General features: G+C 70.8%; 13 protein-coding genes and 3 pseudogenes. 14 read left to right on the top strand and 2 right to left on the bottom strand.

Features of this window, described 5'->3' with window-relative positions; genetic code table 11:
* The first annotated feature begins 12 nt into the window (after positions 1-12).
* The 9 genes and pseudogenes from V6U86_RS30480 to V6U86_RS30440 all read left to right on the top strand — a co-directional run bounded on the left by V6U86_RS30480 (position 13) and on the right by V6U86_RS30440 (position 8086).
* On the top strand, positions 13-1380 hold the full coding sequence (locus tag V6U86_RS30480) for a serine hydrolase domain-containing protein (RefSeq protein ID WP_334509394.1): 1368 nt from the start codon (positions 13-15) through the stop codon (positions 1378-1380).
* 131 nt (positions 1381-1511) lie between these two features.
* Positions 1512-2258: pseudogene (locus V6U86_RS30475) on the top strand (PhoH family protein); the annotation flags it as partial.
* Between the two features lie 207 nt (positions 2259-2465).
* Positions 2466-3020: pseudogene (locus V6U86_RS30470) on the top strand (LAGLIDADG family homing endonuclease); the annotation flags it as partial.
* Positions 3021-3275: 255 nt separating this feature from the next.
* Positions 3276-3641 (top strand): annotated as a pseudogene (locus tag V6U86_RS30465) (PhoH family protein); the annotation flags it as partial.
* 15 nt (positions 3642-3656) lie between these two features.
* Entirely contained in the window at positions 3657-4130 is a 474-nt protein-coding gene (gene ybeY / locus V6U86_RS30460) for an rRNA maturation RNase YbeY (RefSeq protein WP_030491788.1), read from the top strand.
* The gene (locus V6U86_RS30455; RefSeq protein WP_334509445.1) at positions 4106-5530 is read left to right on the top strand and encodes a hemolysin family protein; all 1425 of its coding nucleotides are present in this window, start codon (positions 4106-4108) and stop codon (positions 5528-5530) included. The genes ybeY and V6U86_RS30455 overlap by 25 nt, the downstream gene beginning before the upstream one ends.
* Positions 5523-5909 (top strand): cytidine deaminase, encoded by a 387-nt coding sequence (locus V6U86_RS30450; protein ID WP_112619633.1) that lies wholly within the window; start codon positions 5523-5525, stop codon positions 5907-5909. The genes V6U86_RS30455 and V6U86_RS30450 overlap by 8 nt, the downstream gene beginning before the upstream one ends.
* A gap of 5 nt (positions 5910-5914) precedes the next feature.
* The gene (era, locus tag V6U86_RS30445; RefSeq protein WP_442935034.1) at positions 5915-6811 is read left to right on the top strand and encodes a GTPase Era; all 897 of its coding nucleotides are present in this window, start codon (positions 5915-5917) and stop codon (positions 6809-6811) included.
* A 153-nt stretch (positions 6812-6964) separates the two neighbouring features.
* A complete protein-coding gene (locus tag V6U86_RS30440; protein ID WP_334509386.1) occupies positions 6965-8086 on the top strand; it encodes an acyltransferase family protein in 1122 nt (373 codons plus the stop codon).
* Here V6U86_RS30440 and V6U86_RS30435 read toward each other — a convergent pair.
* Positions 8073-8882 (bottom strand): DUF4097 family beta strand repeat-containing protein, encoded by an 810-nt coding sequence (locus V6U86_RS30435; RefSeq protein ID WP_334509384.1) that lies wholly within the window; start codon positions 8880-8882, stop codon positions 8073-8075. The two genes, V6U86_RS30440 and V6U86_RS30435, sit on opposite strands and share 14 nt — an antisense overlap.
* A gap of 102 nt (positions 8883-8984) precedes the next feature.
* On the opposite strand from V6U86_RS30435, the gene recO reads away from it, so the two are divergent.
* From recO to V6U86_RS30410, 5 genes are all read left to right on the top strand, one after another.
* On the top strand, positions 8985-9851 hold the full coding sequence (gene recO / locus V6U86_RS30430) for a DNA repair protein RecO (protein ID WP_334509381.1): 867 nt from the start codon (positions 8985-8987) through the stop codon (positions 9849-9851).
* A gap of 4 nt (positions 9852-9855) precedes the next feature.
* Positions 9856-10668, top strand: a complete 813-nt coding sequence (locus V6U86_RS30425; RefSeq protein WP_334509379.1) for an isoprenyl transferase — start codon at positions 9856-9858, stop codon at positions 10666-10668.
* 71 nt (positions 10669-10739) lie between these two features.
* Complete coding sequence (locus tag V6U86_RS30420) at positions 10740-10925, top strand: hypothetical protein (RefSeq protein WP_334509377.1); 186 nt, start codon at positions 10740-10742, stop codon at positions 10923-10925.
* A 487-nt stretch (positions 10926-11412) separates the two neighbouring features.
* A complete protein-coding gene (locus V6U86_RS30415) occupies positions 11413-11640 on the top strand; it encodes a thioredoxin reductase (protein ID WP_334509376.1) in 228 nt (75 codons plus the stop codon).
* Positions 11637-12398 carry a pirin family protein gene (locus tag V6U86_RS30410; RefSeq protein WP_334509374.1) on the top strand — a complete coding sequence of 254 codons (762 nt, stop codon included), beginning with the start codon at positions 11637-11639 and terminating at the stop codon, positions 12396-12398. The genes V6U86_RS30415 and V6U86_RS30410 overlap by 4 nt, the downstream gene beginning before the upstream one ends.
* Positions 12399-12678: 280 nt before the next feature.
* Here the strand turns inward: V6U86_RS30410 and gndA are convergent, their stop codons facing one another.
* Positions 12679-14121 (bottom strand): NADP-dependent phosphogluconate dehydrogenase, encoded by a 1443-nt coding sequence (gene gndA / locus V6U86_RS30405; protein ID WP_334509372.1) that lies wholly within the window; start codon positions 14119-14121, stop codon positions 12679-12681.
* Positions 14122-14212 lie beyond the last annotated feature (91 nt).

Below are 14212 nucleotides of genomic sequence, written 5' to 3'. Positions count from 1 at the left end.
GCAGGTCCTGCGATGCATGAGCGCCTGGGCCGGTTGGTCCGCCGGGTGCAGGCCGAAGCCCGGGTGCCGGCGGTGTCGGCGGCGCTGCACCGGGCCGACCGACCGCTCTGGAGCTGCACCGTCGGCGAGACCGGCACCGACAGCCCGCTGGGGCCGGGCACCCAGTTCCGGATCGGCTCGGTGACCAAGACGTTCACCGCGGTGCTGGTCCTGCAGTGTCGCGACGACGGGCTGCTGGACCTGGACGACCCGGTGGGCCGGCACCTGGACCTGCCGGCGCACGGCGAGCTGACCGTACGCCGGTTGCTGTCGCACACCGGTGGCCTGCAACGTGAGCCGTTCGGCGACGTCTGGGACACCCTGCGCGCACCGGACGCCGACCAACTGGTCGCCGAGCTGGACCGGGCCGAGCGGGTGCTGCCGACCGGCCGGCGGTTCCACTACTCCAACCTGGGGATGGCCGTCCTCGGCCACCTCGTCGCCCGGCTGCGGGGCGGGAGTTGGGCGCAGGCGCTCACCGAGCGGATCCTGACGCCGCTGGGGCTGACCGACACCACAGTTGCCCCACGGCCGACGGCGGCCACCGGCTTCCTGGTCGACGCGTACTCCGACGAGGCGCACCCGGAGCCGCCGACCGACTTCGGCGCGGTCGGCCCGGCCGCCCAGCTGTGGAGCACCGCGACCGACATGGCCCGCTGGGCGGCGTTCCTGGCCGACCCGACGGCGCTGGACCCGGGCGGCGCGGTCCTCGCCCCGGCCACTCTCGACGAGATGCGCTGGCCGTTGACCACCACCGACGAGGCGCTCTGGGGCGCGGGCTTCGGGCTCGGGCTGATCCTGATCCCACAGGGGGAGCGGGTGATGCACGTGGGGCACGACGGGGCGATGCCCGGCTTCCTCGCCGGGGTGTACGGCCGCCGCGGCGGTGACGGCACGGCCGGCGCGATGGGCGCTGCGGTGCTCGGCTCGTCCGGCACGGCGTCCGAACTGCTCGACCTGCCGCACCGGCTGCTCGCCGCGGCGGTCGAGCACGACCCGGCCGAGATCGAGCCCTGGCGACCTGGTCCGCCCGCGCCGGCGGCCCTGCGCGGTGTGCTCGGCCGTTGGTGGGGCGAGGGCTCCGAGTACGTCTTCTCCTGGCACGACGGCACCCTGCGGGCGCGCGGGGCCGGTGACCCGGCCGGACGGCCGCCGGCGATCTTCACCCCGGTGGCGGACCAGCCGGACGTGTTCCGCGTGGTCTCCGGCCGGGAGGCCGGTGAGCTGCTGCGGCTGACCCGGGACGAGGCCGGCGCGGTGGTCCGGATGCACTGGGCGACGTACCGGTTCACCCGCCACCAGGAGACCTTCGACCGGTACGACTTCCGGGCCGGGAGTTGATCGCGGCCAGCGGAAATGGGCGCGATGCGGCCCGTGTTGAACCGATACGATGGGTGTAACGTCCGCACGCCAGGCCAGCAGGCCGGCGCCGAGATCGAGAGCAGGTGGCGCAGGGCCCTTCGGCCCGACCTATGACCGGCACCCCACCTCCCGGCCCGCCCCGGGTGCAGACCAGGATCACTGTGCCCGACCCCAAGATCATGGTCAATCTGCTCGGCGCGGGCGACGAGATCCTCCGACTCGTCGAACGCTCGGTCAACAGTGACGTGCACGTCCGCGGCAACGAGATCACCATCACCGGTGACCCTGCGGACAACGCTCTCGCCGAGCGGGTCTTCAGCGAGCTCCTCGAACTCATCGAGAAAGGCGAGACCCTGACCACTGACGCCGTCCGGCGTACCGTCGGCATGCTCGAGCAGGGCAGCGCCGAGCGGCCCGCCGAAGTCCTGACGCTCAACATCCTCTCCCGGCGCGGGCGCACCATCCGCCCCAAGACCCTCGGGCAGAAGCGGTACGTCGACGCGATCGACACCCACACCATCGTCTTCGGCATCGGCCCGGCCGGCACCGGCAAGACCTACCTGGCGATGGCGAAGGCCGTCCAGGCGTTGCAGGCCAAGCAGGTCAACCGGATCATCCTCACCCGGCCGGCGGTCGAGGCGGGCGAGCGACTGGGCTTCCTGCCCGGCACGCTCAACGAGAAGATCGACCCGTACCTGCGCCCGCTCTACGACGCGCTGCACGACATGCTCGACCCGGAGACGATCCCGAAGCTGATGGCCGCCGGCACGATCGAGGTCGCCCCGCTGGCCTACATGCGGGGTCGTGCGCAGCCGTACGACGCGAAGGTCCTGACTCCGCAAGGATTCAAGCGGTTTGGATCGCTCCGGATCGGCGACCTGGTCATCGGATCTAATGGGCAGCCGACGCCAGTGATCGGCATTTATCCGCAGGGGCCCAAGCAGGTCTATCGGGTCACCGCACAGGACGGGTCGTCCACCCTCTGTTGCGGCGAGCATCTCTGGACCGTCGCCACCCCGGAGGACAAGCGCCGGGGGCGTCGGCGCACGCTTGAGACCCGCGAGATGATCGGTAAGGAGCGGCGGGGTGACATCCGTCGGTATGAACTGCCGGTCGTGGCGCCAGTGGAAATGGAGTCGACGGACGTTCCGCTCGACCCGTATGCGCTCGGTCTGCTGCTCGGCGATGGTTGCATCTCGTTGACGACTACGCCAACGTTCGCCACGGCGGACCCGGAGCTTGTCGTCGCGCTGGAGCAGGCGCTCACTGACATCGAAGTCGTACGCAAGAGTGCCTACGACTATGTCCTTCGGCACGTCAACGGCCACCGTGGTGGGGTGATTGTCGCAAACCCGGTGACGCTCGCGATCCGCGAGCTGGGTCTGGCAGGGACGAAGTCTGCGACCAAATTCGTACCCGAGGTATACAAGTGCAACAGTATCGCCGTTCGGCTGGCCGTTCTTCAGGGCTTGCTGGACACGGACGGGGGGCCGGTCACCCAGACGGGTCGCACCTGCCGGGTGCAGTACAGCACGACGTCACCCCAGCTGCGAGACGACGTGGTCTATCTCGTCCAATCGCTCGGTGGGGTCGCCACCTGGCGGGTACGGAGAGCCGAAGGACGTAAGCCGGGCCAGGCGTCAGGCCATCCCGTTCCCTATCGCGCCGACGCTTACGTCGTGGAGATCCGGCTGCCTGCCGGTGTGCCGCCGTTCCGTCTGGACCGCAAGCGTCGGCTCTATGACCAGCATGGGGGTGGTCGGCCGATGCGCTTCATCGATTCGATCATTCCGGCCGGCACGCAGGAGACGATGTGTATCCAGGTCGCGGCCGCGGACTCGCTGTACGTGACCGATGAGTTCCTGGTCACGCACAACACCCTCAACGAGGCGTTCATCATCCTGGACGAGGCGCAGAACACGACGCCCGAGCAGATGAAGATGTTCCTCACCCGGCTCGGCTTCAACTCCAAGATCGTCGTGACCGGTGACATCACCCAGGTGGACCTTCCCGGCGGGACGAGCAGCGGTCTGCGGGTCGTCCGGGAGATCCTGGAAAACGTCGACGACGTGCACTTCTCGCAGTTGTCCAGCTCCGACGTGGTCCGCCACCGGCTGGTCGGGGAGATCGTCGACGCGTACGCCCGCTGGGACGCCGAGCGGGAGAACCAGCAGGCGCAGGGCGTTCACGCCGTGCCTGGGCGACCCGCCCAGGGCGGCCGGGCCGGCCGCCGCCGCTAAAGCAGAGGAAAGCAGTTGTCCATCGAGATCGCCAACGAGTCCGGTGTCGACGTCGACACCGACGCCGTGCTCGCCGTCGCCCGGCACGCCCTCGACGAGATGGGGGTCAACCCCCTCGCCGAGCTCTCCGTGCTGCTGGTCGACATCGACTACATGACCGAGTTGAACCACCGCTGGATGGGTGGCGACGGCCCGACCGACGTGCTCGCCTTCCCCATGGACGAGGGCAGCGTCGACCACGGCCCGGGTGAGTCCGCGCCGGCCGGCGGCGAGCCCGCCCTGCTCGGTGACATCGTGCTCTGCCCCGAGGTGGCGGCCAAACAGGCGGCCACCGCCGGGCACGCGCCGGCCGACGAGCTGCACCTGCTCACCGTGCACGGGGTGCTACACCTGCTCGGTTACGACCACGCTGAGCCGGAGGAGGAGCGGGAGATGTTCGCACTCCAGGCTCGGCTGCTGGCGAGCTGGCGGTCGACCCGCACCCAGTGATGTCAACTCCTCCGTTACTGGCGGCCGGCGCCACCGCCGGCCTTCCCGACTTCCAGCTGATCGTCTTCGCGGCCGGCCTGGTGGTGTTGGCCGGTCTGATCGCGATGACCGAGGCGGCTCTCGCCGCCGTCTCACCGGCCCGAGCCGCCGAGCTGGCCCGCGACGGCGTGCGCGGCGCCCGGACCCTCCAGGTCGTCGCCGGCGACGTCGTCCGGCACCTCAACCTGCTCCTGCTGTTGCGGCTGCTCGCCGAGCTGACCGCCACCACGTTGGTGGCGCTCGTGGCGGTGGACAGCTTCGGCGCCGGCTGGTGGGCGGCGCTGGTGACCGCCGGCGCGATGACCGTGGTCAGCTTCGTGGTGGTGGGCGTCGCCCCGCGTACCCTCGGCCGGCAGCACGCCTACGCGGTGGGCCGTGCGGTGGCGCCGCTGGTCCGTTGGCTGGGCCGGGCGCTCAACCCGCTCGCGTCGTTGCTGATCCTGATCGGCAACGCGGTCACCCCTGGGCGCGGCTTCCGGGAGGGCCCGTTCGCCACCCAGGTGGAGCTTCGGGAACTGGTCGACCTGGCCGAGCAGCGCGGCGTTGTCGAGCACGGCGAGCGTCAGATGATCCACTCCGTCTTCGCGCTCGGCGACACCATCGCCCGTGAGGTGATGGTGCCGCGCACCGAGATGGTGTGGATCGAGGAGGGCAAGACGCTCGCGCAGGCGCTGGCGCTCTTCCTGCGGTCCGGCTTCTCCCGCATCCCGGTGATCGGCGAGAGCGTCGACGACGTGCTGGGTGTGCTCTACCTCAAGGACCTGATCCGGCGTTCCCGTGGCGGCGACCCGAGGGCCGAGCAGCTGCCGGTTGCCGAGCTGATGCGCCCGGCGACCTTCGTACCGGAGTCCAAGCCGGTCGATGACCTGCTGTCCGAGATGCAGGCCGCCCGCAACCACCTGGTCATCGTGGTCGACGAGTACGGCGGCACCGGCGGTCTGGTCACCATCGAGGACATCCTGGAGGAAATCGTCGGTGAAATCACCGACGAGTACGATGTCGAGCGCCCGCCCGTCGAACGTCTGGCGGACTCCTCGGTGCGGGTGACCGCTCGACTGCCGGTGGAGAATCTCGGCGAGATGTTCGACACCGACCTGCCCACCGACGAGGTGGAGACGGTCGGCGGCCTGCTCGCCCAGTCGCTGGGGCGGGTGCCGATCCCGGGTGCCGCGGCCGAGGTCGCCGGCCTCCGACTGGTCGCCGAGGGCACCACCGGCCGGCGCAACCGGATCGACACCGTGCTGGTCAGCCGGGTGGAGCCGGGCCATGAGCAGGACACCGCGGGGCGCGGCGAGCACGCCGGCCCCGGGGACGACACGGACAACTATCGAGACGACGAGAGGCAATCCGCCGATGCCTGACACACCCGCCGCGCCTGCCGCCCGGCCCACCCCCACCGCGTCGGGAGCGTTGAGCGCCGAGGACGGCAAGCTCGTCGTCCTGGCCCGGGGAGCCCGTGCCCGGGTCGGTGCCGTGGAGGGCGCCGCGGTCCGCGACCAGGACGGCCGGACGTACGCGGCGGCGAGTGTCGCGCTGCCGTCGCTGACGCTCACCGCGTTGCAGTTGGCTGTCGCTTCGGCCGTGGCGGCCGGGGCGAGTCGGCTGGAGGCTGCGGTGGTGGTGACCGAGGCGTCGACGCTGGACGGTGCCGGGCACGCCGCCGTGCGGGACCTCGCGGCTGACGCGCCGGTCCACGTGGCCGCTCCGGACGGCACGGTCCTCGGCACGGTGACCCAGTGAGCCCGGTGCAGGATCCGCAGGCGCGACCGTACCGGGCCGGGTTCGGCTGCTTCGTCGGCCGTCCCAACGCCGGCAAGTCGACGCTGACCAACGCCATCGTCGGCACCAAGATCGCCATCACCTCGAACAAGCCGCAGACCACCCGGCACGTCATCCGGGCGGTGCTGCACCGACCGGAGTCGCAGCTGGTCCTCGTGGACACGCCCGGCCTGCACCGCCCCCGTACGCTGCTCGGCGAACGTCTCAACGACCTGGTCCGGTCCACCTGGACCGAGGTCGACGTGATCGGCCTGTGCATTCCGGCCGACGAGCCGGTGGGGCGCGGTGACCGGTTCATCACCGGTGAGCTGGCCGAGCTGAAGGCGACCGTGCTGGCGGTGGTCACCAAGACCGACCTGGTCGACAAGCGTCGCCTGGCGGAGCAGCTGCTCGCGGTCAGCAAGATGGGGGAGTTCGCCGAGATCGTGCCGGTGAGCGCGGTGTCCGGGCACCAGGTGGACACCCTTGTCGACGTGATGACCAGTTACCTGCCGCCGTCGCCGCAGCTCTACCCGGACGACATGCTCACCGACGATCCCGAGCAGGTGCTGGTCGCAGAGCTGATCCGGGAGGCCGCCCTGGAGGGGGTCCGCGACGAGCTGCCGCACTCCATCGCCGTGGTGGTGGAGGAGATGATCCCCGAGGGTCAGGTCATGAAGATCTACGCCGACCTGTACGTGGAGCGGCCCAGCCAGAAGGCCATCGTGCTCGGGCACAAGGCGAGTCGACTCAAGGAGGTCGGCACCACCGCCCGCAAGCAGATCGAGGAGCTGCTCGGCAGCCGGGTCTACCTCGACCTGCACGTGCGGGTCGCGAAGGATTGGCAGCGCGACCCGAGGCAACTGCGCAAGCTCGGCTTCTGACCCACCTCGTCGGCGGTGCCCGACCGGCGGCGCGATCGCCTTCGGTCGGGCGGCGAAGGGTGTCCACGTCCGGTCGAGGTGGGGCCGTTTGGTGGGGGTGTGCGCCAGGGTAGGTACGTTTATGCCCAGCGTCCCCAACCCAGATGCAGGCTGATGCGTAACAGGTACCTCGACCTCCTCCGTTCCCTGGCCATCGTGCGAGTGGTGGTCTACCACGTCACCGGGTGGGCGACCCTCACCCTCGTCTTCCCCGCAATGTCGGTGATGTTCGCGCTGGCGGGCTCGCTGATGGCCGCGTCGCTGACCCGCGCCGGACCGGCTGCGGTCGGGCGTCGGCTGCGTCGGCTGCTGCCGTCGCTGTGGGTGGCCGCGGTGGTGTTCGTGCCGGCCATGCTGTTCACCGGGCTGCCGGTGAGCCCCCGGGTGCTGCTGTGGCTGTTCCCGATCGCCGACCCGCCGGCCAACAACTGGGGTGCGCTGGCGCTGAGCGTCATCTGGTACCTGCGCGACTACCTGTGGTTCGTGTTCGCCTCACCGGTGGCGTTCTGGCTGTTCCGGCGTGCCCCGCTGCCGACCCTGCTCGCCCCGTACCTCCTGCTGGTGACGATCGAGGTGGGGATCTACCCGGCGCCACCGATGCTGCGCGAGTTCGGGCTCTACTTCGGAGCGTGGCTGCTCGGCTTCGCCCACCACGACGGAATGCTGCGCCGACTCTCCAGCCGGGTGCTGTTCCCGTTGGCCCTCGCCCTCGCCGCGGCCGGCGGTGCCTGGATCATCGCGCATCCCGGGCCGCGCGGTTACGACCTGAACGACAACCACCTGGGCAACGCCCTCTGGTCGGCCGCCTTCATCCTGATCGTGCTGGGTCGGGCACCAGCCGGGGTTGCCTGGCTGAGCCGGAGCCGACTGGCCGACCGGGCGGTGACCGTGCTCAACCGGCGGGCGCTCACCGTCTACCTCTGGCACATGCCGTTCGTGGTGGCGCTCACTCCGCTGGTCGACGTGGTGGGCTGGTCCCACCAGGACCCGGTGGGCCTGGCCATCCGAGTGCTGCTGGTCTTCGCGCTCGTCGGGTTGGTCACCCTGGCCGTCGGCTGGGTTGAGGACGTCGCCGCCCGTCGCCGCCCGGAGCTGATCCCCGGTGGCTCGGTGCCACCGACCGACGTGGCGGTCCAGCCGGGCGGCGAAGCGGCGGACGGGGAGACCGCGGGACGAGCGGTGGTGCCGGCGCAGCGGGTCGCCGGGGAGGCCAGCGCCGAGATCAACGCTCGCTGATCGTGACGTTGCCGCTGTCGGCCGAACCGTCGAGCACCAGGGACGCGGCCGGATTGTTGGTGACAGTGATGGACTCGTCGCCGGAGTCGGCGTTGGACCGGACCCGGTAACTGCCCTGGGGCACCAGCAGCGTGACGTCGCCGCTGGAGGCGTGGACCCGCGCCGAGGCGGGCTGGTCCAGCTCGACGTGGACATTGCCGGAGCGGGCCTCGGCGTCGACGGTGCCGCCCAGCCGGCGTGCGGTGATGTCACCGGACGAGGCGCGCAGCCGTACCGCGGCGGCGGCCTCGTTCAGCTCGATGTTGCCGGAGCGGGCCTCCACCCCGACCGCGCCCGACACATCGGAGATCCGCACGTCGCCCGAGCTCACCTGCAGCTCCACGGTGCCGACCCGGCTCAGCTCGACGTTGCCGGAGCTGGTCTCGCCCTGCACCGCCACGCCCTCGGGCACCGTCACCTCGTAGGAGATGCTGCACCGCGAGCCGCAGTCGGTGTCCAGCACCAGCTCGGTGCCCTTGATCTCGTACCGGGTGTTGTCCGGTTCACCGCCCTGGTAGCGCACCACCCGCTTGATCCGCACCTCGGACGCCGGGCCGGTGCCGCGGACCACCACGTCGCCCGAACCCCCGGAGAGTCGGACCGTGGTGATCCGGACCGCCTCGGTGTTGTCGTAGTCGAGCCGGCGGAACGACAGGTTGTCGCACCCGGAGAGCACGATGAGGGTGGCGGCGAGCCCCAGGGCGACGGGGGCGGCGACGCGACGGCGGCGCGGGGTGGTGGTCAGGTGCAGTGCCATGACCAGCACGCTACGGTCGAGCACGAGCCGGCCGCATCGGGGTTCATCCGCGCTTGCACCCCGAACCAACCCTGATTTCCCACCCCGAGGGAGAATGGCCCGATGGCCGGGTATCGCCGACAGCTCTACCGCGACGACGCGGTGGTGCTGCGTGTGCAGAAGCTCGGCGAGTCCGACCGGATCATCACCCTGCTCACCCGCCGGCACGGCCGGCTGCGCGCGGTGGCCCGCGGGATCCGCCGCACCACCAGCAAGTTCGGCGCGCGGCTGGAGCCGTTCGGCCACGTCGACCTCCAACTCGCCGGTGACCCGAAGGGCAACCACGGCAGCTCACTGCACACCGTCAGCCAGGTCGAGGGCATCGACCTGTACGGCAAACGGTTCCTGGGTGACTACCCGCGCTACACGGCGGCCAGCGCGATCGCCGAGACCGCCGAGCGGCTGACGCCGGTGGAGCGGGAGCCGTCGCTGCGACTGTTCCAGCTCACCGTCGGCGCGCTGAAGGCGCTGTCCCGGGGCGAGCACGCCACCACCCTGGTGCTCGACGCGTACCTGCTGCGCGGGATGTCCCTGGCCGGCTGGGCGCCGGCGCTGGTCGCCTGCGCGGTCTGCGGCACACCCGGGCGGCACAGGGCGTTCTCGGTGCCGGCCGGCGGCGCGGTCTGTCCGGATTGTCGGCCACCAGGGGCGGCTCATCCCGCGCCGGCCACAATCGATCTGATGTCAGCGCTGACCAGCGGCGACTGGGTGATCGCCGACGCCACCGACGCCGCCGTACGTCGGGAATGCAGTGGGCTGGTCGCGGCTCACCTGCAGTGGCACCTGGAGCGCGCGCTACGCTCGCTGCCGCTGGTCGACCGGGGTTCCTCGGCGGCCGGTGCGGCCTCGCCGCCGGAAGGCACCGGGGCCGTGGTGCTCCGGCCACATGGCGACGTCGAGGCCGGGGCGGACGGCGCGAACAGGGAGTGACCGAGTGATCCGATCGAAGAAGGCTGGTCGGCGCGAGCCGACGCCACCGGTGCCACACCCGTCCGGGGCCCGACCTCCGGCGCTGCCCACCGAGGCGGTGCCGAGGCACGTGGCGGTGGTGATGGACGGCAACGGCCGCTGGGCCAAGGACCGCGGGCTGCCCCGCACCAAGGGGCACGAGGCGGGGGAGCACAGCCTCTTCGACACCATCGAGGGCGCCATCGAGATGGGCATTCCGTACCTGTCGGCGTACGCGTTCTCCACCGAGAACTGGCGGCGTTCGCCGGACGAGGTCCGGTTCCTGATGGGGTTCAACCGGGATGTGATCCGTCGCCGTCGTGACCAACTGGTCGACCTCGGCGTACGGGTGGTGTGGTCGGGCCGGCCCGGTCGGCTGTGGAAGAGTGTCATCTCGGAGTTGCAGACCGCCGAGGAGATGTCCCGCGACAACTCGACGTTGACCCTGCAGTTCTGCGTGAACTACGGCGGGCAGGCCGAGATCGGTGACGCCGCCGCCGCGATCGCCCGGGACGTGGCGGCCGGCCGGCTGGACCCCGCGAAGGTCACCGAAAAGACCGTGGCGAAGTACCTCTACCACCCGGAGATCCCGGAGGTGGATCTGTTCCTGCGCCCCTCGGGGGAGGAGCGGATCTCCAACTTCCTGCTCTGGCAGACCGCGTACGCGGAGTTGGTCTTCCTGGACACGCTCTGGCCCGACTTCGACCGCCGCCACCTCTGGTATGCGTGCGAGTTGTACGCACAGCGGGACCGACGCTTCGGCGGCGCGCTGCCCAACCCCGTCGCCCCGGCTATCTGAGCCGACGCGCTTACCCGCACGTCACTCTGGGTATCAGAGACGTCAGGAGCCACTGACGGAGGTGAACCCACATGATCCAGAAGCGCATTGCCCAGTGGGCGGTGATGGCGGTCGCGGTGCCGTTGGCCGCGGCCGGTGCCCGCCGACTCAGCCACACCCTGGAGGCCCGGCGTGGTCCCTCCGGGACGACCCGGCTGCTGACCAGGGGTGCGGACCTGATCCGTCCGCAGAAGGCCAAGCGCCGCCGCCTCTTCTGACCAAATCCCCTGTCCCCGGCGCCGTCCGCATCCCGTGCGGGCGGCGCCGTTGCGTCCCCACCCACTCCACCTCGCGCGCTCCCCGCCGGCCGTTCATCCTGCCTACCCGTGGGCTCCCCACGCCTGCCCCGCTCGCCCCCGCCCTCGCCTCGCCCTCGCCTCGCCCTCGCCTCGCCCTCGCCTCGCCCTCGCCTCGCCCTCGCCTTGCCCTCGCCTCGCCCTCGCCCCGCCCTGACCCAGTCGATCATGGAGTGGCCTGAGCAGGGCTGGGCAGAGCAGGGCTGGGCAGAGCAGGGCTGGGCAGAGCAGGGCAGGGCGAACGGCTGGGGTGGGCCGCAGGGCGGGTGGGCCGCGCGGTCGGGGTCAGCCCTTGATCGGGGGTGGGATACGCATGGGTGGGTTGGGGTGGGTGCGGTCGTTTCGGGGTGCTGCGGAAGGGCGGCGGGTAGGGTCCGGAGGTGGTGGGGCGACGGCGGTGGGGGTGGAAATGCGGGATCTCCGATTCAAGATGATCATGGCGTTGAACGCCGCCGATCTGGGCGACCCGATCTGCGAGCAGGTGGCCGAGATCTGTGCCGAGATCGCCGAGCAACACTGCGCCGAGTTCGGCCACACACCGCAGCTGCGCACCGGTGAGATCGCCGAACTGGCCGTCGGCGAGCCCGCCCTGGGTTGGGCGCCGTCGACCCCCGACGCCGGGCAGCGTGCCTGGTGACCGCGCCCGCGCCCACGGTCGACATCCGCCGGGCCGATGATCGCTTCGCCACCCGGATCTCCTGGCTGGACTCCAAGCACTCCTTCTCGTTCTCCCGGCACTACGACCCGGCCAACACCCACCACGGCCTGCTGCTGGTCAACAACGACGACGTGGTCCGACCGGGGGCCGGCTTCGAGACCCACCCGCACCAGGACATGGAGATCGTGACCTGGGTGCTGCGCGGTTCGCTGGTGCACCAGGACTCCACCGGGCACTCCGGGGTGATCTACCCGGGTCTGGCCCAGCGGATGAGCGCCGGCACCGGCATCCTGCACTCGGAGAAGAACGACGCCTGGCGGCTCAACAACCAGGAGCCGCACAGCGACCCGGTGCACTTCGTGCAGATGTGGGTGCTCCCCGACGAGCAGGGCGTCGACCCCGGCTACGAGCAGCTGGAGATCGAGGACGAGCTGCTCCGCGGCGGTCTGGTGCCGATCGCCTCCGGGATGGACCGCTACGACGGCGCGTCCGCGATCCGGATCCGCAACCGGTACGCGACCCTGCACGCCGCCCGTCTCGCCCCCGGCGACGAGGTCACCATCCCCGATGCGCCCTACGTGCACCTCTACGTGCCCAACGGCACGGTGACACTGGAGGGCAGCGGCCCACTCGGCACTGGCGACGCCGCCCGGCTCACCATGACCGGTGGCCGGCGGGTCACCGCCGACGAACCGGCCGAGATCCTCGTCTGGGAGATGCACGCGACGATCAACTGACGGGTGCCGCGCATGCGCCGTCTGCCGTGCTGTGCCGTCTGCCGTGCTGTGCCGTCTGCCGTGCTGTGCCGTCTGCCGTGCTGTGCCGTCTGCCGTGCTGTGCCTGCCGTGCTGTGCCTGCCGTGCTGTGCCTCTGCCGTGTTGCGTCTCCGGTGCTGCGCCGTCTCCCATGATCGTGCTCGAACACTGATGTAGTGGCCTCCCTTCATCGGGGAGACCACTACATCAGGGATCGAGCACGATCATGCCGTGGGCCGTGGGCCGTGGGCCGTGGGTTTGTTTACGCCGGGGACTCGGTGCGGTCGCCGGCCCAGGTGGTGTGGAACGAGCCGTCGCGGTCCACCCGCTGGTAGGTGTGCGCGCCGAAGTTGTCCCGCAGACCCTGGATCAGCGCGGCGGGCAGCCGCTCCGCGCGCAACGCGTCGAAGTACGCCAGCGACGACGAGAACGCGGGCGTCGGCACACCGGCCCGCGTGGCGTCGGCCACCACCCGCCGCCAACTCGGCACGCCGGCGCTGACCGCCTCGGCGAAGTACGGCGCCACCAGCAGCGTCGGCAGGTCGGGCTGCTCGTCGTACGCCTCGCGGATCCGGTTGAGGAAGCGGGCCCGGATGATGCAGCCGCCCCGCCAGATCGTCGCGGTGCCGCCGAGATCGATGTCCCAGTTGTATTCCTGGCTGCCCGCACGGATGTGGTCGAAGCCCTGCGCGTACGCGACGATCTTGGAAGCGAGCAGCGCCCGACGAACGTCCTCGACGAAGGTCTCCCGGTCGGTGACCTGCCACTTCTCACCCGCGTCGGGGAACGCCCGGCGGGCCGCCTCACGCTGGTCGACGTGCCCGGAGAGCGAGCGGGCGAACGTCGCCTCGGCGATCCCCGTGATCGGGATGCCCAGGTCCAGGGCGCTCTGCACGGTCCACCGACCGGTGCCCTTCTGCTCGGCCCGGTCCTGCACGATGTCCACGAAAGACCGGCCGGTCGCCGCGTCGGTGTGCGCGAGCACGTCGGCGGTGATCTCGATGAGGAACGACTCCAGCTCGCCGTTGTTCCACTCACGGAAGATCTCCGCGATCTCGGCCGGCGTCGCGTCCAGGCCGGCCCGCAGCAGGTCGTACGCCTCGGCGATGAGCTGCATGTCGGCGTACTCGATGCCGTTGTGCACCATCTTGACGAAGTGCCCGGCGCCGTCCGGCCCGACGTGCGTGCAGCACGGCACGCCGTCCACCTGAGCGGCGATCTTCTCGAACATCGGCCCGAGCTTCGCGTACGACTCGGCGGAGCCGCCCGGCATGATGCTCGGCCCGCGCAGCGCGCCCTCCTCGCCGCCGGAGACGCCGGTGCCGCTGAAGTGCAGCCCCTGGGCCCGCAGCGCCTCCTCCCGACGGCGGGTGTCGGCGAAGTGGGCGTTGCCACAGTCGACGATGATGTCGCCCTCGTCGAGAAGCGGCACCAACTCGTCGATCACCGCGTCGGTGGGTGCGCCGGCCTTGACCATGACGATGACCGCGCGGGGCCGTTCCAGTGACGCCACGAAATCGGCCATCGTCTCGCCCGGCACGAACGTGCCCTCGTCGCCGTGCTCGGCGACCAGGCTGCGGGTGCGCTCCGGCGAGCGGTTGTGCACTGCCACCGTGAAGCCGTTGCGGGCCAGGTTGCGGGCCACATTGCGACCCATCACCGCCAGCCCGGTCACCCCGATTTGTGCCCTCGCCTGATCAGCCATTCGTGCCGCCACCTCTCGTCACACCACTATCTGCGTTTGGAAACTTACCGTGATGTGAGCCGATACGGACCAGTGACGGGCGTCCCGTTAC

Origin of the sequence: Micromonospora sp. CPCC 205558, assembly GCF_036902955.1 — a bacterium.
GTDB lineage: Bacteria > Actinomycetota > Actinomycetes > Mycobacteriales > Micromonosporaceae > Micromonospora.
The sequence above is the reverse complement of the archived record's forward strand: the minus strand, read 5'-3'. Positions and strand labels throughout refer to the sequence as shown.

Coding starts and splice junctions, on each gene's coding strand:
- gndA (WP_334509372.1), bottom strand. CDS start 14,121: ATGGCTGATCAGGCGAGGGCACAAATCGGGGTGACCGGGCTGGCGGTG.
- V6U86_RS30420 (WP_334509377.1), top strand. CDS start 10,740: ATGATCCAGAAGCGCATTGCCCAGTGGGCGGTGATGGCGGTCGCGGTG.
- V6U86_RS30440 (WP_334509386.1), top strand. CDS start 6,965: ATGCGTAACAGGTACCTCGACCTCCTCCGTTCCCTGGCCATCGTGCGA.
- V6U86_RS30480 (WP_334509394.1), top strand. CDS start 13: ATGCATGAGCGCCTGGGCCGGTTGGTCCGCCGGGTGCAGGCCGAAGCC.
- V6U86_RS30450 (WP_112619633.1), top strand. CDS start 5,523: ATGCCTGACACACCCGCCGCGCCTGCCGCCCGGCCCACCCCCACCGCG.
- V6U86_RS30435 (WP_334509384.1), bottom strand. CDS start 8,882: ATGGCACTGCACCTGACCACCACCCCGCGCCGCCGTCGCGTCGCCGCC.
- V6U86_RS30415 (WP_334509376.1), top strand. CDS start 11,413: ATGCGGGATCTCCGATTCAAGATGATCATGGCGTTGAACGCCGCCGAT.
- recO (WP_334509381.1), top strand. CDS start 8,985: ATGGCCGGGTATCGCCGACAGCTCTACCGCGACGACGCGGTGGTGCTG.